This window comes from Brevundimonas sp., from assembly GCF_052436175.1.
Classification (GTDB): domain Bacteria; phylum Pseudomonadota; class Alphaproteobacteria; order Caulobacterales; family Caulobacteraceae; genus Brevundimonas.
Window position 1 is genome coordinate 73701 of record NZ_JBQVNM010000004.1, and the last position, 18072, is coordinate 91772.

General features: G+C 68.9%; 22 protein-coding genes. 13 read left to right on the forward strand and 9 right to left on the reverse strand.

Going from position 1 to position 18072, the window contains the following annotated elements; genetic code table 11:
• Positions 1-46: 46 nt before the first annotated feature.
• The gene (locus tag ACT6QK_RS02055) at positions 47-526 is read left to right on the forward strand and encodes an SRPBCC family protein (protein ID WP_444596161.1); all 480 of its coding nucleotides are present in this window, start codon (positions 47-49) and stop codon (positions 524-526) included.
• 3 nt (positions 527-529) lie between these two features.
• On the opposite strand, the gene ACT6QK_RS02060 is transcribed toward ACT6QK_RS02055, so the two are convergent.
• Positions 530-1006 carry an Lrp/AsnC family transcriptional regulator gene (locus ACT6QK_RS02060; protein ID WP_444596162.1) on the reverse strand — a complete coding sequence of 159 codons (477 nt, stop codon included), beginning with the start codon at positions 1004-1006 and terminating at the stop codon, positions 530-532.
• Positions 1007-1152: 146 nt separating this feature from the next.
• Here ACT6QK_RS02060 and ald point away from each other — a divergent pair, with 146 nt between their 5' ends.
• Positions 1153-2271, forward strand: coding sequence for an alanine dehydrogenase (gene ald / locus ACT6QK_RS02065; protein WP_444596163.1), 1119 nt, complete (start codon positions 1153-1155; stop codon positions 2269-2271).
• A 63-nt stretch (positions 2272-2334) separates the two neighbouring features.
• Positions 2335-2643, forward strand: a complete 309-nt coding sequence (locus tag ACT6QK_RS02070) for a hypothetical protein (RefSeq protein WP_444596164.1) — start codon at positions 2335-2337, stop codon at positions 2641-2643.
• A 2-nt stretch (positions 2644-2645) separates the two neighbouring features.
• Here the strand turns inward: ACT6QK_RS02070 and ACT6QK_RS02075 are convergent, their stop codons facing one another.
• Both ACT6QK_RS02075 and ACT6QK_RS02080 read right to left on the reverse strand, forming a co-directional pair.
• Positions 2646-3398: a M48 family metallopeptidase gene (locus tag ACT6QK_RS02075; protein ID WP_444596165.1), complete on the reverse strand. Its 753-nt coding sequence runs from the start codon at positions 3396-3398 to the stop codon at positions 2646-2648.
• Positions 3340-4632, reverse strand: coding sequence for a polyhydroxyalkanoate depolymerase (locus ACT6QK_RS02080; RefSeq protein ID WP_444596184.1), 1293 nt, complete (start codon positions 4630-4632; stop codon positions 3340-3342). Before ACT6QK_RS02080 ends, ACT6QK_RS02075 begins: the two co-directional genes overlap by 59 nt.
• Positions 4633-4845: 213 nt before the next feature.
• Between ACT6QK_RS02080 and ACT6QK_RS02085 the strand changes: the two genes are divergently transcribed.
• A complete protein-coding gene (locus ACT6QK_RS02085) occupies positions 4846-5862 on the forward strand; it encodes an NADP-dependent oxidoreductase (protein WP_444596166.1) in 1017 nt (338 codons plus the stop codon).
• 23 nt (positions 5863-5885) lie between these two features.
• Positions 5886-6293 (forward strand): MaoC family dehydratase, encoded by a 408-nt coding sequence (locus ACT6QK_RS02090; protein WP_444596167.1) that lies wholly within the window; start codon positions 5886-5888, stop codon positions 6291-6293.
• 80 nt (positions 6294-6373) lie between these two features.
• On the opposite strand, the gene ACT6QK_RS02095 is transcribed toward ACT6QK_RS02090, so the two are convergent.
• Positions 6374-7162: a SapC family protein gene (locus ACT6QK_RS02095; protein ID WP_444596168.1), complete on the reverse strand. Its 789-nt coding sequence runs from the start codon at positions 7160-7162 to the stop codon at positions 6374-6376.
• A gap of 145 nt (positions 7163-7307) precedes the next feature.
• Between ACT6QK_RS02095 and ACT6QK_RS02100 the strand changes: the two genes are divergently transcribed.
• On the forward strand, positions 7308-7805 hold the full coding sequence (locus tag ACT6QK_RS02100; RefSeq protein WP_444596169.1) for a Fur family transcriptional regulator: 498 nt from the start codon (positions 7308-7310) through the stop codon (positions 7803-7805).
• Positions 7806-7816: 11 nt separating this feature from the next.
• Positions 7817-8713 carry an alpha/beta fold hydrolase gene (locus ACT6QK_RS02105; RefSeq protein ID WP_444596170.1) on the forward strand — a complete coding sequence of 299 codons (897 nt, stop codon included), beginning with the start codon at positions 7817-7819 and terminating at the stop codon, positions 8711-8713.
• On the opposite strand, the gene ACT6QK_RS02110 is transcribed toward ACT6QK_RS02105, so the two are convergent.
• From ACT6QK_RS02110 to ftsY, 4 genes are read right to left on the reverse strand one after another with little or no spacing between them, the layout of a single operon-like run.
• The gene (locus ACT6QK_RS02110) at positions 8714-9358 is read right to left on the reverse strand and encodes a MarR family winged helix-turn-helix transcriptional regulator (RefSeq protein ID WP_444596171.1); all 645 of its coding nucleotides are present in this window, start codon (positions 9356-9358) and stop codon (positions 8714-8716) included.
• Positions 9359-9409: 51 nt separating this feature from the next.
• Positions 9410-9763 carry a hypothetical protein gene (locus ACT6QK_RS02115; RefSeq protein WP_444596172.1) on the reverse strand — a complete coding sequence of 118 codons (354 nt, stop codon included), beginning with the start codon at positions 9761-9763 and terminating at the stop codon, positions 9410-9412.
• A 27-nt stretch (positions 9764-9790) separates the two neighbouring features.
• On the reverse strand, positions 9791-10411 hold the full coding sequence (locus ACT6QK_RS02120) for an inner membrane-spanning protein YciB (protein ID WP_444596173.1): 621 nt from the start codon (positions 10409-10411) through the stop codon (positions 9791-9793).
• A gap of 4 nt (positions 10412-10415) precedes the next feature.
• Positions 10416-11369 carry a signal recognition particle-docking protein FtsY gene (gene ftsY, locus ACT6QK_RS02125; protein ID WP_444596174.1) on the reverse strand — a complete coding sequence of 318 codons (954 nt, stop codon included), beginning with the start codon at positions 11367-11369 and terminating at the stop codon, positions 10416-10418.
• A gap of 77 nt (positions 11370-11446) precedes the next feature.
• On the opposite strand from ftsY, the gene ACT6QK_RS02130 reads away from it, so the two are divergent.
• Entirely contained in the window at positions 11447-13489 is a 2043-nt protein-coding gene (locus tag ACT6QK_RS02130) for an NAD(+) synthase (RefSeq protein WP_444596175.1), read from the forward strand.
• 46 nt (positions 13490-13535) lie between these two features.
• Here ACT6QK_RS02130 and ACT6QK_RS02135 read toward each other — a convergent pair whose 3' ends face one another.
• The gene (locus ACT6QK_RS02135) at positions 13536-14363 is read right to left on the reverse strand and encodes a hypothetical protein (RefSeq protein WP_444596176.1); all 828 of its coding nucleotides are present in this window, start codon (positions 14361-14363) and stop codon (positions 13536-13538) included.
• A 149-nt stretch (positions 14364-14512) separates the two neighbouring features.
• Here ACT6QK_RS02135 and obgE point away from each other — a divergent pair, with 149 nt between their 5' ends.
• From obgE to ACT6QK_RS02160, 5 genes are all read left to right on the forward strand, one after another.
• Positions 14513-15562, forward strand: coding sequence for a GTPase ObgE (gene obgE, locus ACT6QK_RS02140; RefSeq protein ID WP_444596177.1), 1050 nt, complete (start codon positions 14513-14515; stop codon positions 15560-15562).
• 92 nt (positions 15563-15654) lie between these two features.
• Positions 15655-16317, forward strand: coding sequence for a nicotinate-nucleotide adenylyltransferase (locus ACT6QK_RS02145; RefSeq protein WP_444596178.1), 663 nt, complete (start codon positions 15655-15657; stop codon positions 16315-16317).
• 73 nt (positions 16318-16390) lie between these two features.
• On the forward strand, positions 16391-16879 hold the full coding sequence (gene rsfS / locus ACT6QK_RS02150; protein WP_444596185.1) for a ribosome silencing factor: 489 nt from the start codon (positions 16391-16393) through the stop codon (positions 16877-16879).
• A 4-nt stretch (positions 16880-16883) separates the two neighbouring features.
• Positions 16884-17348 carry a 23S rRNA (pseudouridine(1915)-N(3))-methyltransferase RlmH gene (rlmH, locus tag ACT6QK_RS02155; protein ID WP_444596179.1) on the forward strand — a complete coding sequence of 155 codons (465 nt, stop codon included), beginning with the start codon at positions 16884-16886 and terminating at the stop codon, positions 17346-17348.
• Positions 17349-18072, forward strand: a 724-nt coding sequence (locus ACT6QK_RS02160) for a murein hydrolase activator EnvC family protein (RefSeq protein ID WP_444596180.1), incomplete at its 3' end; no start/stop codon positions are given.

An 18072-nucleotide genomic window follows, 5' to 3' on the forward strand; every position in this document is an offset into this window, starting at 1 on the left:
TTATAAGAATATAACATTATGCCTGCGGAACAAGGAGCACAGGCCGATGGATTTGAAGTTTAAGGTGTCCGCCCGCGTCGCCCGCCCGGTCCATGAGGTGTTCGAGGCGGTGGCCGATCCGGCGAAGCTGTCCGGCTATTTCACCACCGGCGGCGCTGTCGGCCGGCTGGAGATGGGCAAGACCGTCCAGTGGGACTTCGCCGACTTCCCCGGCGCCTTTCCGGTCGAGGTGGTCGAGGTCGAACCGGACCGGCGCATCGTCCTGAAATGGGAGGCCAACGACGGCCCGCCGGAGGAGGGCGCGGCGTCAGCGGGCGCCGCCTATATGACCACGGTGGTCATGACCTTCGAGCCGCTTGACGGCGACAGCCGCACCCTTGTCACCATTGAGGAGAGCGGCTGGCGCGAAACCGAGATGGGGCTCAAGGCCGCCTTCGGCAACTGCATGGGCTGGTCCCAGATGCTCGCGGCCCTCAAGGCCTGGGTCGAGCACGGCCTCAACCTGCGCGAGGGGATGTACGTCTGAGGCCTAGACCGGCAACGCCCCCCGCTTGACCACCGTCCGCATGGCCACGCTGGAGGAGACGCGCGTGACGCCGGGGATGCGCGTCAGCTCGCGGGAGTGAACCCGCTCCAGGTCATCCACGTCGCGCACCACCAGCCGCAGCAGATAGTCCGACCCGCCGGTCATCAGATAGCATTCCACCACCTCCGGCACGGTGGCGATGGCCGTCTCGAAGGCGGTCAGGGCGCTCTCGGCCTGGCTGGACAGGGTGACCGTGACGAAAACGCTGATCGGCAGGCCCACGGCCCGTTCGTTGATGATGGCGGCGTAGCGGCTGATCACCCCCGCCGTCTCCAGCGCCCGCAGGCGGCGGAGCGACGCGCTCTCCGACAGATTGACCGCCCGGGCCAGGTCCGCATTGCTCATCCGCCCGTCCGCCTGAAGCGCACGAAGCATCTTTCGGTCGGTCGCGTCTAAGGTGACGGCGGAAACGGTCTTCATTCGGCAATCCAGCGGTGGTTTCTGCACATTTACGGCGATCAGTCGCGGAAATGAACAGGAACCTGCATTCTGATCGTCGCTAGAAGTCGAATCCAACAGCCATCTCGCCCGTCGGCGTCCCGCCCGGGCCTGCCCGGAGACCTCTGATGCGTGTCGGCGTTCCCAAGGAAATCAAGACCAACGAACACCGGGTCGGCCTGACCCCCACGGCGGTGCGCGAATACGTCGCCCACGGCCACACGGTCCAGGTCCAGACGGGCGCGGGCCTCGGCGCCGGCTTCACCGACGAGGACTTCAAGCGGGCGGGCGCCGAGATCGTCGCCGACGCCGCCTCCATCTTCGCGGCCAACGACATGATCGTGAAGGTCAAGGAGCCCCAGAAGGTCGAGTGGAAGATGCTGCGCGAGGACCAGATCCTCTACACCTACCTGCACCTCGCGCCCGACCCCGAGCAGACCAAAGGCCTGCTGGCCTCGAAATGCGCCGCCGTCGCCTATGAAACGGTGACCGACGCGCGCGGCGGCCTGCCGCTGCTGGCGCCCATGTCCGAGGTCGCCGGCCGGATCGCCGTCTTCTCGGCCGCCGAGACCCTGCTGAAGCACAACGGTGGCATGGGCCTCTTGTTCTGCGGCGTTCCCGGCGTGGCTCCGGCGCGGGTTCTGGTGCTGGGCGGCGGGGTCGTGGGCCTGAACGCCGCGCGCATGGCCATGGGTCTGGGCGCCGAGGTGGTGGTGCTGGAGCGGTCCATCCCGCGCATGGCCTATATCGACGAACTGACCGGCGGCCGGGTCATCACCCGCTATTCCTCCATCGGCGCCATCGAGGAGGAGGCCCTGAAGGCCGACGTGGTCATCGGCGCGGTCCTGGTCCCGGGCGCCGAGGCGCCCAAGCTGATCAAGAAGGACATGCTCAAGAAGATGAAGCCCGGCTCGGTTCTGGTCGACGTGGCCATCGACCAGGGCGGCTGTTTCGAGACCAGCCACGCCACCACCCACGAGGACCCGACCTATACGGTCGACGGCGTCGTCCACTACTGCGTCGCCAACATGCCGGGCGCCGCGCCGCGCACCTCGTCCGAGGCCCTGAACAACGCCACCCTGCCGTTCGGTCTGGCCTTGGCCGACCATGGTCTGGAGGCGCTGAAGAAGGATCCGCACCTCGCGCGCGGCCTGAACGTTCTCAAGGGCGAGATCACCTATCCGGCCGTGGCCGAGGCCATGGGTCTGTCGTGGAGCGATCCGTTCGGCGTCTGGGCCAAGGGCTGATCTCACCGGCTTCAGGCCAGGGCTCAGCTTGCTGTCGATGAGGGCGGCGGATAGATCGGCGACATGCTGATCCTGTCCGCCGCCCTTGCCGTTCTCGCCGTCCAGCAGCCGTCCGCTCCGCCGCCCGTCGAGTGGAGCCGGCGGCCGCCGATCGAATATCCCGAGCGGGCGCTCAGTGAGGACATCCGACGGGGCCGGGTCACCCTGAAGTGCCGGTTCGAGCAGGCCATGCCGCTCGACTGCGTCGTGGTCGAGGAAACGCCTGCGGGCTACGGCTTCGGCGCGGCGGCGCTGCGGGCTGTCCGGCGCGGCGTGGCGACCCCGGGCGTGGAAGGCGAACGGACCGTCGTCCTGAACTTCGTCCTGGGCTGAACCTAACGCCCCACGGCGTGCAGCGCCTGTCCATGGGCCCTCAGCCAGGCCCGGAACGGCCGGTGATCCCCGACCAGCCGGTGAACCACGCTCCAGTAGGCCGGACTGTGATCGGCATGGACCAGATGGGCCACCTCATGCGCGGCCAGATAGTCGAGCACGGCGGGCGGGGCCAGGATCACCCGCCAGGAATAGCGGATCGACCGGTTGTGCGGGCTGCACGAGCCCCAGCGCGAACGGGTGTCGACCATGGAGACGCGGACCGGCCTCTGACCCAGCGCCTTCAAATGGGTCTCGGTCCGCTCCAGCAGGGCCTGACGCGCCAGCCGTTTCAACAGGTTCTCGACGCGGCGGGAAAAAGCCTCGCCCTCGCCGCCCGAGCGGATGACCGGGCCGTCCGCATCCTCGGTCAGGCGCGCGGCGCCGGTCGTGCCGGTGGCTTCCAGCCGCGTCGGGACGCCGTGAACGGGAATGGTCCCGCCGGGCTCCAGCGGCGTGCCCTCGGGCCGGGCCGCCAGTCGTTCGGCGATCCAGACGGCGCGCGACCGGGCGAAGGCCACGGCGTCGGCCAGCAGCCGTTCACGCGGGGCCACGGCCACGGCCTCTCCGGCCCGCGCATCGATGCGGATCGAGATGCGGCGGGCGCGCGGATTGACCGTCAGACGCAGAGAGCCCCTCGTCCCCGGCAGAAGGGCTTCAAGCGGCAGTCTTTGACCGTGCTGATACGCGGGGCTCTTGGACAGCAGACTTTTCATTCCTGGCGATGAAGTCGGTGACGCGGGGATAAATCTCCTCGCGGAAGCGGCGGCCGTTGAAGACGCCGTAGTGGCCGACGCCCGGCTGCACATAGAGCAGGCGCTGGTCGTCGGGGATGTTGGGGCACAGGCCATGGGCGGCCTGGGTCTGGCCGACGCCGGAGATGTCGTCCTTCTCGCCCTCGACGGTGCACAGGGCGATGTCGGTGATGGCCGACAGGTCGACGGGTTTGCCGTGATGGACCAACTCCCCCTTGGCCAGGGCGTGCTGCTGGAACACCAGATCGATGGTCTGGAGGTAGAATTCCTCGGTCAGGTCCAGGACCGACAGATACTCGTTGTAGAATTCCTCGTGCTTCTCGACTCCGTCGCCGTCGCCGGCGACCAGGTGGCGGAAGTAGTCGAAGTGGGCGTCGCGGTGCCGCTCCTCGTTCATCGACATGAAGCTGTAGAGCTGGACGAAGCCCGGATAGACCCGCCGGCCGAAGCCCGGATAGGGCCAGGGCACGGTGTGGATCATGTTCGACTTGAACCAGGCGAAGGGCTTCTCCTCGGCCAGTTCATTGGTCACCGTCGGCGACAGGCGGGCGTCGATCGGCGAGCCCATGAAGGTCATGGAGGCCGGACGGTTGGGGTCGTTCTCGGCCGCCATCACGGCGGCGGCGGCGAGCACCGGCGGTCCGGGCTGGCAGACAGCCACGACGTGGGCGCGCGGCCCGATCACGGCCAGCATGTCCCGGACGTGGTCGATATAGTCATAGAAGTCGAACCGGCCCTCCAGCATCGGCACCTGCCGGGCGTTGGTCCAATCGGTGACATAGACGTCGTGGTCCTGGATAAAGGCCTCGACCGTGCCGCGCAGAAGGGTGGCGTAGTGGCCCGACAGGGGCGCCACGATCATGACCGAGGGCGCCGCCACCGGCTTTCCGGCCCGTTTCAGATCGCCGACGTTGCGGGCGAAGCGGATCAGCTTGACCCAGGGGCTCTGCCAAACGACCTGCTGGGTCGTGCGCACCGGCTTGCCGTCCACGGTGACGACCTCCAGGCCCCAGTCGGGCTTGCCGTAGCGACGGGTCACGCTCTCGAACAGTTCGGCCGAGGCGTAGGCGGTGCGGCCGATGGCGGTGTCGGCCATGGGATTGAGCGGGGAGGTCCAGAACTGGCGCGCCGCCTGGGCGCCGAGCCGCCAGGGTTGGGCGGAGGTATAGGCCAGTTCATGCAGGGCGTAGAGCATGGTCATCCGGGGATGGGTCCGTTTTCTGGCGCACGGATCGGTGTGCGAACGGCGATCATACACGATGCTGCACTGCGAAAACATAAATCCCGCACAAGAGGCTGTGGCGAGGCGGTCGGCGGCCTCGACACTGGCAGGGAGACGCGCCAGATTGGGTTCTCAAAAGAGACGCGCGGCGGACGCCCTCCGACCGCCGACATCAGGGAGACGATCATGGCCGCGACCAACCGCCAGTGGGTGCTGAGACAGAGGCCGCAGGGCCTGATCCAGGACGGCGACCTGGAACTGGTGGAGACCCCGGTCCCGGTCCCCGGCGCGGACGAGATCCTGGTCAGAACCATCTATCTCTCGCTCGACCCGACCAACCGCACCTGGATGAACGATTCCCAGGGCTATCTGCCGCCGGTGGCGCTCGGCGCCGTGATGCGCGGCCTGACCTTGGGCGTGGTCGAGCAGTCGAACTCGGACCGGTTCCAGCCGGGCGATCTGGTCACCACCGCCGCCGGAGGCTGGTCGGACCGGGCGGCCATCCCCGCCGCCGCCGCCAGCCGCGTGCACCGCGCGCCCGGCCTGCCGCTGACGGCCAATATGTCGGTGCTCGGCATGACCGGCATGACCGCCTATTTCGGCGTCACCGACGTGCTGCGGCCCGAGCCGGGTCAGGTCATGGTCATCTCGGCGGCCGCCGGCGCCGTCGGCTCCATCGCGGGCCAGATCGCCAAACAGAAGGGCGCCCATGTCATCGGCATCGCCGGCGGCCCGGCCAAATGCGCCTGGCTGACCGACGAGCTCGGTTTCGACGCCGCCATCGACTACAAGAACGAGGACGTCGGCGAGGCCCTGGACCGGCTGGCGCCCAACGGCGTGGACCTGAACTTCGAGAATGTCGGCGGCGATATCATGGTGGCGGTCTGGAACCGGCTGAACATCCACGCGCGGATGGCTGTTTGCGGCATGGTCTCGGCCTATAACGCCACCAAGCGCCCGCCGTCGCCCGACCTCAGCCGCCTGATCACCCACCGGATGACGATGCAGGGCTTCCTGGTCATGGACTATTCGCCCCGCGCCAAGGAGATGGTCGCCGAGCTCGGCCCCTGGCTGGCCGAGGGCAAGGTCAAGTGGAAGGTCCACGTCGACAACGGGCTGGAAGGCGCGGTGACCTCGCTGAATCGCCTGTTCACCGGCGATCACGATGGCAAGCTGCTGGTCCGCGTGTCAGAAGAGCCCTGAAGCGTCTTTCAGGATTTCCGTCGATGAGCGACCCGCTGCACGTCCATTTCGAGGACATCGACAACGGCCAGGTGCTGCAGCTCGGCGCCATTGCGGTGGACGAGGCCGGGGTGGAGGCCTTCGCCGAACGGTTCGCCCCGGGCTGGGATCCGGCCTACGGGGCGCCGGACGCCATGATCTATGCCCTCTGGTCTCGCCTCGCGACCGAGAAGGCCGCCGGTTGGGCCCAGACCAAGGTCCTGGCCGTCGATGGCCTGCGTTTCCTGCGCAACCCCCCGCCCGGCGAGCTCCTGCGCGCCCGGATGACGGTGATGGGCAAGGATCCCGTGGGCGACGAGAAGGGCATCGTCATCGCCCAGCACGACCTGCTGGACGAAGGCGGACGTCTGGTCTTCTCCTGCCTGACCCGAGCCCTGTTCACCCGGCGATAGGCCGCCGGAGCCCTTGCCGGACTGAAACAAAAAGGCCCCGCCGTCGCCGGCGGGGCCTTTTCCTTGGGGCGTGACCTCGGTCAGGCGTTGCCGGCCGGGGCGTTCGAGCGTTGGACGGCCAGGGCGATCAGGCCGTCCCAGCCCAGCAGGGAGGGCAGGTGGGCGTAGATCTGGCCCAGGGCGCCGTTGTCGCGCAGCTCGGCCAGCTTCTCGGGCGACAGGGCCTTCAGCTTGTCTTCCGACACGGCCTGGTACTCGGCCAGTTTCTGGGGCTGGCCCGGGTTGCCCTGTTCGTCGCGCGGGGTGAAGACGGCCTCACGCGTGTCGAACAGGTCCAGTTCGTTCAGCAGGGCGACGAAGGACTCGGTGCGCTGACGCTCGCCCTCGAAGTTGTTGCAGAACTCCATGGCGGCGTTGACGTAGTCGCTGGGCTCGCCGTTGACGAACAGCGGCACCTCGCCGCCCTTGGCGACGAAGGGCGCGGCGCGGTCGATGCACAGGATCATGCGGTTCTGTTCCTGGTCGTTGGCGAACACGAACGGATAGCGACGAGCGTAGGCGGGGATGTAGCAGTCGCCGCGCAGGGCGCCGGCGGCGTCGATGAAGAGGTTCTGGCCTTCGCCCAGACCCATGACGGCCACGGGTTGTTTGGTGTCGCCCAGGAAGATCACCGGATAGGACAGGGCCGCCGGAGCGAACTCTGTCACCGTCAGAGGCACCAGATGCGACTGGGCGATGAAGGCGTAGGGGTTGTCGGTGGCGTTGACGCCCAGATCGCCATGAGCCTCGATCGTGATCGGCTCGGGCTGGCTGTAGAACAGGACGTTGCCGGTCAGCGGGGACTCGGAAGGCAGGGGGGTGTCGGTCATGACGCGTGGCTCTGTGAGAGAGGCTCGGTGAAGAGGACCTCTGAAAAATGAAAGCCGGGGTCCATAGCCGATGCAGACGACGGCGGCAAACGCGGCGGCGCGGATGCGAGTTGCGGCGACGGACCGGAGCCCTTAGCTGTGGGGCATGGGAACGGCCTGCGGTCACGAACATCATCAGCATCCGCCCGGCGTCGAAGCCGTCGGCCGGGCGTTGGACGTCGCCGAACAAAGGTGTCTGACCGACGGCGACCGGATGACCGCGCCGCGCCGCCGCGTGCTGGAGCTGCTGCTGACGGCGGGCGAGCCGGTCAAGGCCTATGACCTGATCGCCCGCTATGGCCCGGACGGTCAGGCCGCCAAGCCCCCGACCGTCTATCGCGCCCTGGAGTTTCTGGAGCGCAAGGGGATGGCGCACCGGATCGCCTCGATCAGCGCCTACGTCGCCTGCACCGCCGCCGACGGCGCCGGGGCCCGGGGCCATGCGGCCGCCTTCCTGATCTGCGACTGCTGCGGCGCGACCGAGGAGGTCGTCGCCCCGGTGGGCCAGACCTTCGCTGTGGCCGCCGACGCCGCCGGCTATGCGCTCGAACGCACGACCATCGAAGGGCACGGCCGCTGCCCCGCCTGCCGCGCGGCGAGCTGAGCCCGACCTTCATGACGGATTTCGCCACGACGGACGTGACGGCGCCGAGACGATGCACCCTGTCGTTGCCCGCGCGCGGCGGAGAGATGGCCCTGATCGAGATGGGGGATCCGGATCGGCCGGTCGATCTGGTCTTCGTCCACGCCAACGGCTTCAACGCGCGGACCTATCGCACCGTCATGGCGCCGCTTGCCCAGCGCTTCCGCATCCTGATGCCCGACCTGCGCGGCCACGGCCGGACGCGATTGCCCGTGCAGACGGCGGGGCGGCGCGGCTGGGACGATCTCGGCGACGACCTCGCCGCCCTGCTGGACACGATCGAGGGGCCGCCCGTAGTTCTGGCCGGCCATTCCATGGGCGGGACGTCCAGCCTGCTGGCGACCGGAAAGCGGCCGGATCGGGTGTCGCGGCTGGTGCTGTTCGATCCGGTGATCTGGAGCCGGGGCGCCGCCTTCGCCTTCCGCTTCCCGATCCTGCGCGACCTGCCGTCCCGCATTCCCATGGTCAAGGCGGCGACCAGGCGACGCCGGACCTTCGACGACCGGGAGCAGGCCCTGACGGCCTATCGCGGGCGCGGCGCCTTCAAGGGCTGGCCCGACGCCATGATCGCCGACTATCTGGAGGACGGTCTGGTCGAGACGGCCGAGGGCGGCCTGGTTCTGGCCTGTACGCCCGAGTGGGAGGTGTCCAACTACATCGCCCAGGGCCATGACCCCTGGCGGGTTCTGGACCGGCTGGACCGGCCTCTCCGGGTGCTGAAGGCCGAAACCGGATCGCCGTGCCGCGTCGGCCCTGATGCGCGCCGTCGCCGCTCGGTCGAGACCGTGGCGGGCGGGAACCACTTCTTCCCCATGGTCATGCCGGACGTGGCGCGAGCGGCGCTGACGGCCGCCTGCGACGCGAGCTGATCAGTCGACGGTTTCAGGCTCGACGGCTGCGGCCGGTTCGGTCTTCGGCAACCCGGCCTTCGGAGCCTTCGCCTTCTTGAGCTTGGCGACCTTCTTGGGCAGGTCGCCGCCCTTGCGCGCCGCCTTCTCGGCCTTGCGGGCCTCCTTGGCGGCCTTCTTGGCCAGCTTGGCCTCGGCGCGGGCGGCCTCCGGCGCCGCATCGGCCGTGACAGCCAGGTCCGAAAGCATCTCCAGGAAGCCCTCGCGCCGGTTCTTGGGCAGCAGGGCCATGATTCGCTTGTCGGCGGCGGCGACGCGGGGGCGGGCCGCTTCCAGCAGGGCCAGCCCTTCCGGGGACAGGCGCACGGCCTTGGCCCGGGCGTCGATGGTCGAGCGTTCGCGCGCCAGCAGGCCCTTGGTCGTCATCCGCGCCACCAGATCCGCGAGGGTCGATCGGTCGATGCCGGTGGCCCGGACCAGATCGGTCTGGGTCAGGCCCTCCCTGGCGGCCACGGCCTCCATGACGGCGAACTGGCGCTGGGTCGGCCCGTCGGAACCGGCCTCCTCGGCGTAGATGTCGAGCGCCAGCTGCAGGGCGCGATGCATCAGATGGCTGGGCGACTGGGCCAGGGGCCCCGTCTTCTTCGCCTTGCCGGACTTCACCATGTCGCATCCCCCAAGCCTTCAGGCCGTGTGCGGAGGGTTATCAGTCCGGCTTTACGGTTTGACGACAGGCGGCCCTTCGCGGGCGGACCGCGGCCTCAAGCTTGCCTCGTCGAGCATTTCCGCGAGGATCGCCTGACCGGACACGGTGTCGGTCAGTGCGCCTGTAGCCGCTAGAGCGCCAAGTTCCTGCCGGACCAGGTCGACCGCCAGACCGAGGGCCTGGATCGCCGTGGCGCCGAAAACAGGCAAAGGCTGCTGGAACCGCCCTTTGACGAGGATGGAACAGGACCAACAGTCGGGGAGGACCGCGCTCCACTCGGGCGCCCCGATCGACGCCTCCACCGTTTCGGTACGCCCGTCCGGGCGGGTCAGTGTCAGGGACCAGACGAACAGCGGGCTGATCATGGCGGCGTCCCCGGTTCCCGCGCGGGCCTAGAGCCCGGTGTCCGGCGAGACCGGCTCCGGCTCCTCGTCCTTGATGAGGTGCTTCATGATGAAGAAGACCTGCCAGATGCCGAAGGCGGCCGAGGCGATCCAGAGGCCGCCCCGGAAGGCGACCCAGGTGTCGTCCGACTGGGTGCGCCAGATGATCTCGTTCACGATGCAGACGGCCGCGAAATAGAGGCCGTATCTCAGGGTCAGGCCGCGCCAGCCCCGGTCGGTGATCTTGATGGCCTCGCCCAGCAGATATTTGAACGGATATTTGCCCAGCGGCAGCGAACCCAGCAGCACGGCGGCCAAGAGGCCGTTCTGGATCGACAGCTTGATCTTCAAGAGGTTCGGGTCGTGGAACACCAGGGTCAGCACCCCGAAGATCAGGGCGAAGCCGCCGGTCAGCAGGGGCAGGGGCGCCAGCCGCCGCTCGACGACATAGCCGACGATCAGGGCGATGGCCGAGGCGCCGATCAGCACCCAGGTCGCCTGAAGCAGGGCCTCCTGACCGTCCAGTCCGCGCGCGAACCGGTTGACCGCATAGGCGGCCATGAAGGCGACCAGGGCGCCGAAATCCACGGCCTGACGGATGTTGGAGCCCTTGCGGTTCGCTTCGGCCATGACGTCAGTCCTCCAGCCCGACCAGCGACCGGGCGAAGGCGCGGGCGTCGAACGGTTGCAGATCCTCGACGCCTTCGCCGACGCCGATCAGTTTCAGGGGGGCGTCGGACGCCTGGGCCACCGGAACCAGCACCCCGCCGCGCGCCGTGCCGTCCAGCTTGGTCATCACCACCCCGGTGACGAAGGCGGTGCGCCCGAAGATCTTTTCCTGCTCCAGGGCGTTGCGGCCCACCGTGGCGTCCAGCACCAGCAGGGTCTCGTGCGGGGCCTCCGGATCGATCTTCTTCAGCACCCGCACGATCTTCAGCAGTTCGTCCATCAGGGCGGACTTGTTCTGCAGCCGGCCGGCCGTGTCGATCAGGACGACGTCGAAGCCCTCGGCCCGGGCCTTGGTGTAGGCGTCGAAGGCCAGACCGGCGGCGTCGGCCCCGTCGCGACGGCTCTCGAAATGGGCGCCCGCGCGCTCGGACCAGACCTTCAGCTGCTCGCGGGCGGCGGCGCGGAAGGTGTCGGCCGCCACGATCATGACCCTGGCGCCCTTGCCGGTCAGGTCGGCGGCGATCTTGCCGAGCGTCGTCGTCTTGCCCGAACCGTTGACCCCGACGAACAGCACCACGAAGGGCTTGATCCCCCCGGCCACGCCCTCGGGCCCCAGCGGATCGAAGCTCGCCTGACGGTGGGCCAGTTCGGCCGCCACGGCCTCGGCCAGAGCCTCCTTGACCTCGCGCTCGTCGGCGCCCTTGCCGAAACGCAGGTCGCGGAAGCGGTTCACGATCCGGTCGGTCGCCGCCGGGCCGAGATCGCTCTCCAGCAGATGCTCCTCCAGCCGCTCCAGAGCCTCTTCGCCGAGGGGCTCCTTGACGAAGGTGGAGACGACCTGATCGGTCATCTGTCTGGACGACTTCGAAAGGCCGTCGCTCAGCCGCTGGAACCAACCTTTTTTGGGCGTATCGCTCATGGGATCAGGCTTTAGACACCAGAGTGTGAAAGGTCACGTCGTCTGTGCTAATCCGCACATTCAGAGCGGAAGAACAGATGTCCGAGACCCACGCCTTCTTCAGCCCTCACACCCACGGCTTCGTGCGCGTGGCCGCCGCGACGCCGGTGGTCCACATCGCCGACCCCAGGGCCAACGCTGCCGAGCATGAGGCCCTGATCCGTAAGGCGGGCGAACAGGGCGTCGATCTGATCGTCTTCCCCGAACTGTCGCTGAGCGCCTACGCCATCGACGACCTGCACATGCAGGCGGCCCTGCTGGAGGAGGTCGAGGCGCAGATCGACCGTCTGGCGGCGGTGACGGAGGAGACCGGCGTGGTGGCGGTGATCGGGGCCCCGATCCGCAGCGGCGACGCCCTGTTCAACTGCGCCGTGGTGATCGGCGGCGGCGAGGTGCTGGGCGTGGTTCCCAAGACCTATCTGCCCAACTACCGCGAATATTACGAGAAGCGGTGGTTCGCTCCCGCCCCGGCCCGCACCGAGGACAGCGTCGTCATCAACGGCGAGACGGTGGATTTCGCGCCCGGCCTCATCTTCGAGGCCGTGAACCGGCCGGGCTTCGTCTTCGCCGTCGAGATCTGCGAGGACTTCTGGGCGCCCCAGCCGCCCTCGACCCGGGCCGCGCTGGCGGGCGCGCGCATCCTGCTGAACCTGTCGGCGTCGAACATCGTCATCGGCAAGGCGGACGAGCGGGCCATGCTGAGCGCCAGCCAGTCGTCGCGCGCCATCGCGGCCTATGTCTTCACCGCCTCGGGCTGGGGCGAGAGCACCACCGACCTGGCCTGGGACGGTCAGGCGACGATCCATGAGCTGGGCGCGAAACTGGCGGAGGGCGAGCGGTTCGCCCTGACCTCGCACCTGACGGTCGCCGACGTGGATGTGGACCGGATCGGTCTGGACCGTCTGCGCAACGGCACCTTCTCCGAATGCGTCCGCAACGAGGGCGAGGCGGCGACCGTCGTGCCGTTCGAGGCGCGGGACGCCGCCGCGACCGGCGCCCTGCTCCGCCCCCTCGACCGCTTCCCCTTCGTCCCCGACGACCCCGCCCGGCTGGATCAGGACTGCTACGAGGCGTTCAACATCCAAGTCCAGGGTCTGATGCGGCGCCTGAAATCGACGGGCTCGAAGAAGATCGTCATCGGCGTCTCCGGCGGGCTGGATTCGACCCAGGCCCTGCTGGTCGCCTGCCGCGCCTTCGACCGGCTGGAGATGCCGAGGACCGATATCCTGGCCTATACAATGCCCGGCTTCGCGACGTCGGAGGGCACCAAGTCCAACGCCTGGGCCCTGATGAAGGCGCTGGGCGTGACCGGCGCTGAGCTCGACATCCGGCCCGCCGCCGAACAGATGCTGAAGGACATCGGCCATCCGTTCGCGGACGGCCAGCCGGTCCACGACATCACCTTCGAGAACGTCCAGGCGGGCCTGCGCACCGACTATCTGTTCCGCCTGGCCAACCAGAACGGCGGCTTTGTGCTGGGCACCGGCGACCTGTCGGAACTGGCTCTGGGCTGGGCCACCTATGGCGTCGGCGACCACATGAGCCACTACAACGTCAACGGCGGGGTGGCGAAGACCCTGATCCGGCACCTGATCCGCTGGGTGGCGGGCAGGGAACATGACGGCGCCGCCGCCGATGTGCTGCACGCCATTCTGGACACGGAGATTTCGCCCGAGCTGGTCCCGGCCGGCGCGGACGGCAAGATCCAGTCGACCGAGGGGACCGTCGGTCCCTATGCCCTGAACGACTTCTTCCTGTTCTACATCAGCCGGTTTGGCCTGAGGCCGTCCAAGGTGGCCTTCCTCGCCCATCAGGCCTGGGGCGATGCGTCCAGGGGCGAATGGCCCGCCAACACGCCGGACGACGAGAAGGTCGAATACGATCTGGCGACGATCAAGTTCTGGCTGCGGAAGTTCCTGATCCGCTTCTTCCAGACCAGCCAGTTCAAGCGCTCGGCTCTGCCCAACGGGCCCAAGGTGGTGACCGGCGGCTCGCTGTCGCCGCGCGGCGACTGGCGTGCGCCGTCCGACGGCAACGCGCGCGTGTGGCTGGACGAACTGGACGCCAACGTCCCGGATTGACGCTCACCTCCCCATCGCCCTTCGGCGATGAAGAGGTGAAAGACGGTCAGGCCGCCAGGGCGACCGGGGCGGCGGGCATCGAGCCGGCGGCGAAGTTGATGTCCTGGGTCAACTGGCCCAGAGCCTTCTCCGCGTCCTCGACATCCTCGCGGCCCTTCTCGCCCTTGGCCTTCGCGGCCTCGGCGACCTTTTGCAGGATATCCTTGAGCGCCTTGGCCAGGTCGCGCGCCTGTTTGAGGAAATCCTCGGCGTCGGCCGCCTCGGCCTTCCTCGCCTCACGGTCGCGTTCGCGGGCCTGGGCTTCGGGCGAGGACTGGATCTGGCGATAGAGTTCGGCGGCCCGGGCGGCGGCCGTGTCGGGCTTGTCGTCCTGACCGACGCCTTCCTGCGTCTCGGCCCCGTCAGTCGCGACGGCGGGTTCGGCGGCCGGAACAGGCTCTCCCCCGGCAACGGCGTCTTCGGCTCCGGCGGCTGCGTCGGCTGAGGCCCCGGCCCCAAGCGTCTGGGCTCCCGCCGCCGCACTCGCATCGACGCTGACCCCGCCGCCGCCGGAGCCCGCTGCGCCCGCATAGGCCTTAACCGCCGCAGACAGCTCGCGCGACAGGGCGGCGATCTGGCGGGCGGTCCCTTCCGGGTCCATCGAGGCCGTCATCTTCAGCATGGCGATGCGCTGCTTGATCTGCTCCAGCTTGCGCCGCGCCATCTCCTTCTGGACGTCCTTGGCCGCGGTGCGCGCCTGTTTCAGCGTCTCGATGGCCTGTTCGGCCTCTTTCTGCTTGGCCTCGCGCCGCTTCTCCAGAGCCTCGGCGCGCGCGTCCGCGACGGCGGCGAAACCGGTCAGGGCGGCGGTGGAGGTCGAGGCCACGGGGGACATGTCGCCAGCCTACGCCCGACAGGCTTAGGCGCGGGTAAACGGCGCCGGTTCGACCCCGCCTGTAAATCGCCGCTCTCTTGGGGTATAGGCCCAGCGCTCAAGCAGCACGGCTCCGCGAGCCGCGCGTTAGCGCCCTGACAAAGTCTCCGATGAAATTTCTCGACCAGGCCAAGATCTATATCCGCTCCGGCAACGGCGGGGCGGGCTCCGTCTCGTTCCGGCGCGAGAAGTTCATTCCCAACGGCGGGCCGGACGGCGGCGACGGCGGCACGGGCGGCTCGGTCTGGATCGAGGCGGTCGAGGGGCTGAACACCCTGATCGACTATCGCTATCAGCAGCATTTCAAGGCCCAGACCGGCCACCACGGCCAGGGCCGCCAGATGCACGGCGCCAAGGGCGAGGACGTGGTGCTGAAGGTCCCGGTCGGCACCCAGGTGCTGGACGAGGACAAGGAGACGGTCCTGCTGGACATGGACGAGGCGGGCAAGATCGAATGCCTGCTGCGCGGCGGCAACGGCGGCTGGGGCAATGTCCGCTTCAAGGGGCCGGTCAACCAGGCGCCCCGTTTCGCCAATCCGGGCCAGGACGGTCAGGAGCGCTGGATCTGGCTGCGGCTGAAACTGATCGCCGACATCGGCCTGGCGGGCCTGCCCAATGCGGGCAAGTCGACCTTCCTGGCGGCGGCGTCGGCCGCCCGACCCAAGATCGCCGACTATCCCTTCACCACCCTGGCGCCCAACCTCGGCATGGTGGACCTGTCGCCGTCCGAGCGGTTCGTCATCGCCGACATCCCCGGCCTGATCGAGGGCGCCAGTGAAGGCGCGGGTCTCGGCACGCGGTTCCTGGGCCACGTCGAACGCTCGGCCTCCCTGATCCATCTGATTGACGGCACCCAAGACGACGTCGCCGAGGCCTATCGCATCATTCGCGGCGAGCTGGACGCCTATGGCGAGGGTCTGGCGGAAAAGGTCGAGATCCTGGCCCTGAACAAGATCGACGCGCTGGATCCCGAGACGCGCGAGGCCAAGGCCGCCGAGCTGGAGGCCGTCGCCGGCCGTCGCCCCATGCTGGTCTCCGGCGTCTCGGGCGAAGGCGTACCGGAACTGCTGCGCGCCGCCTGGGCCGAGGTCAGGAAGACGCGCGGCGAGATCGACAGCGATGGCCGCGTGGTCGACCAGGCCGGCGCCTGGACGCCGTGACCGACCTTTCCTGTCGCCAATATTGTCAGGACAAGGCCGTTCCGGCGTGTTAGCGCACCCCTGAGCATAAGCCGTCCAGAGCGCGTTCCGCCTTGTCCTTCTTCCACGCCGGTCCCGCGCCCAAGGCCTCCGGTCCCCGTTCGGGGGCGCTGAGGGATGGGCTGGACCTGGCACCGGGGATGACGGTCGGTCTGTTCGGCGGCTCCTTCAATCCGGCGCATGACGGCCATCTGCATGTGGCGGAGACGGCCCTGAACCGGCTGGGGCTGGATCGGGTGGTCTGGCTGGTCTCGCCGCAGAACCCGCTGAAGGGGCGTCAGGAGACCGCGCCCCTGGACGCCCGAATGGCCTCGGCCCGGGACTGGGCGCGCGGTCCGTCGATGATCGTCTCGGACGTCGAGACCCGGATGGGTACGGCCTGGACCGTCGACACCCTGAGGGCGATCAAGGCCCGCCATCCCGGGGTGCGTTTCGTCTGGCTGATGGGGTCGGACAATCTGGCGACCTTCCACCGCTGGCGGGGCTGGACCGACATCATGCGGATGATGCCGGTGGCGGTGTTCGCCCGGCCCGGGTCCATGCTGGAAAGCCGCTCGGCCCCGGCCGCGCGTCGCTTCGGTCCCTGGCGGGTGTCGGAGGCCGAGGCGCGGCTTCTGCCCCTGATGAGCGCGCCGGCCTGGACCTATCTGACCGCGCCCCTGAACCGCAGTTCCTCCACGGCGCTCCGGGCGGCGGGCCGTCACGCGAAGTCGTGAACACGGGCGCCGGGTGACCTGAGACGCGATCCGTGCTACAGGCGGGCTTTAGTAACCACCTCGGAGCCCTCCGCTGACCCCCTCGACCGCGTATGACGCGCAAGACGAAGCCGTTTCCAATTCGGCCCACGAAGAGGACGCCTATGTCGCCCTCCATGACGAGGACGGTGAGTCTGACGCTGGTTTCGATGGTCCGCGTGACCCGCTGCCGGTCGGCGCCACCGATCTCGAAAACGCCATTCTGAAGAAGCTGGACGACGACAAGGCCCTCGACATGGTCCTGATCGACCTGAAGGGTAAATCCCCGATGGCCGACACCATGATCGTGGCTTCGGGCCGCTCGCACCGCCACGTCGGCGCCTTGGCCGATCACCTGCTGCGCACGCTCAAGGATCACGGCCTGGGCAAGGTCAAGGTCGAGGGCCTGCCGCACTGCGACTGGGTTCTGATCGACGCCGGCGACGTCATCATCCACCTGTTCCGCCCCGAGGTCCGCGTCTTCTACAACATCGAGAAGATCTGGGCCGTGGACAGCGCCCACCGCACCCCCTCCGCCGTCTGATCCCATGAAGCTGGCCGTGGCCGCTATCGGCAAGCCCGGGCGCGGGCCCGAGGCCACGCTGGCGGCCGACTACGCCTCGCGCGCGACCTTGGCCGGGCGGTCGCTCGGCCTCGGTCCGCTGGAGCTGATCGACCTCGAGCCGCGCAAGACCGGCAAGGCGCCGGAGGCCGAGTTGCTGCTGGCCGCCGCCGAGGGCGCACACCTGATCGCCTGCGACGAGCGGGGCAAGACCTATGGCAGCCGGGCCTTCGCCGATCACATCGCGACCCTGAGAGATCGCGGCGAGCGCAAGCTTGTCTTCGTCATCGGCGGGGCGGACGGGCTGGATCAGTCGGTGCTGGACGCGGCCCGGTCGACCCTGGCCTTCGGACCCCAGACCTGGCCACACGCCCTGGCGCGGGCCATGCTGGCCGAACAGGTCTATCGGGCCGTGACCATCCTGGCCGGATCGCCCTATCATCGCGACTGAATGAAACGGCTCCTGATCCTGTGCGGCGTCGCAGCGCTCGCGGCCACCCCGGCCGTGGGCCAGAGAACACCCGCGCCGAACGCCGAACTGCCGGGTCTTCAGGCCGAGTATCGCGACGAACTGGTGCGGGCGCGGCGCTTGCGGGCCGACGCTCTGGAGGCTGCGGGCGAACTGGCCGAGCTGAACCGACGGCTGGCGGGCCTGCAGCAGGCCCAGAGCGCCGATGACGCCCAGGTGGCCGCCCAGCGCGCGCGTCTGGACCAACTCAGCCGTCGCGAGGCCGAGCTGGTCGCCGTCCTGTCGCGCGCCCGGGCTAAACAGGGGCGTCTGCTGTCGGGGCTACAGATGATGAGCCGGGATCCGCCGCCGCCCCTGCTGATCCCCGCCGACCGGGCCGTGGATACGGTGCGCGCGGCCATCCTGATGCGGGCCATGGCGCCGGAGCTGGAAAAGCGCGCCCGGGCCGTCGTCGCCCAGCAGGAGGAGATCGCCCGCGTGCGCCGACTGGCGGTCCTGTCGTCCGAGCGGCTGCTGACCCTCGACTCGAGCCAGACCGACCGCCGCTCCGACATCGAACAGCTCAGCCGCCGCAAGACCGCCCTCATGGCCGTGCTGCGCGCCGACGCCGAACGCTCCGAACGGGCCGCTCGCGTGCTGGAGGCGCGCATCCGGGCCCTGGGCGGACGACCGGCGACGCCCGCGGAGGTCGAGGACGCCGCCGCCG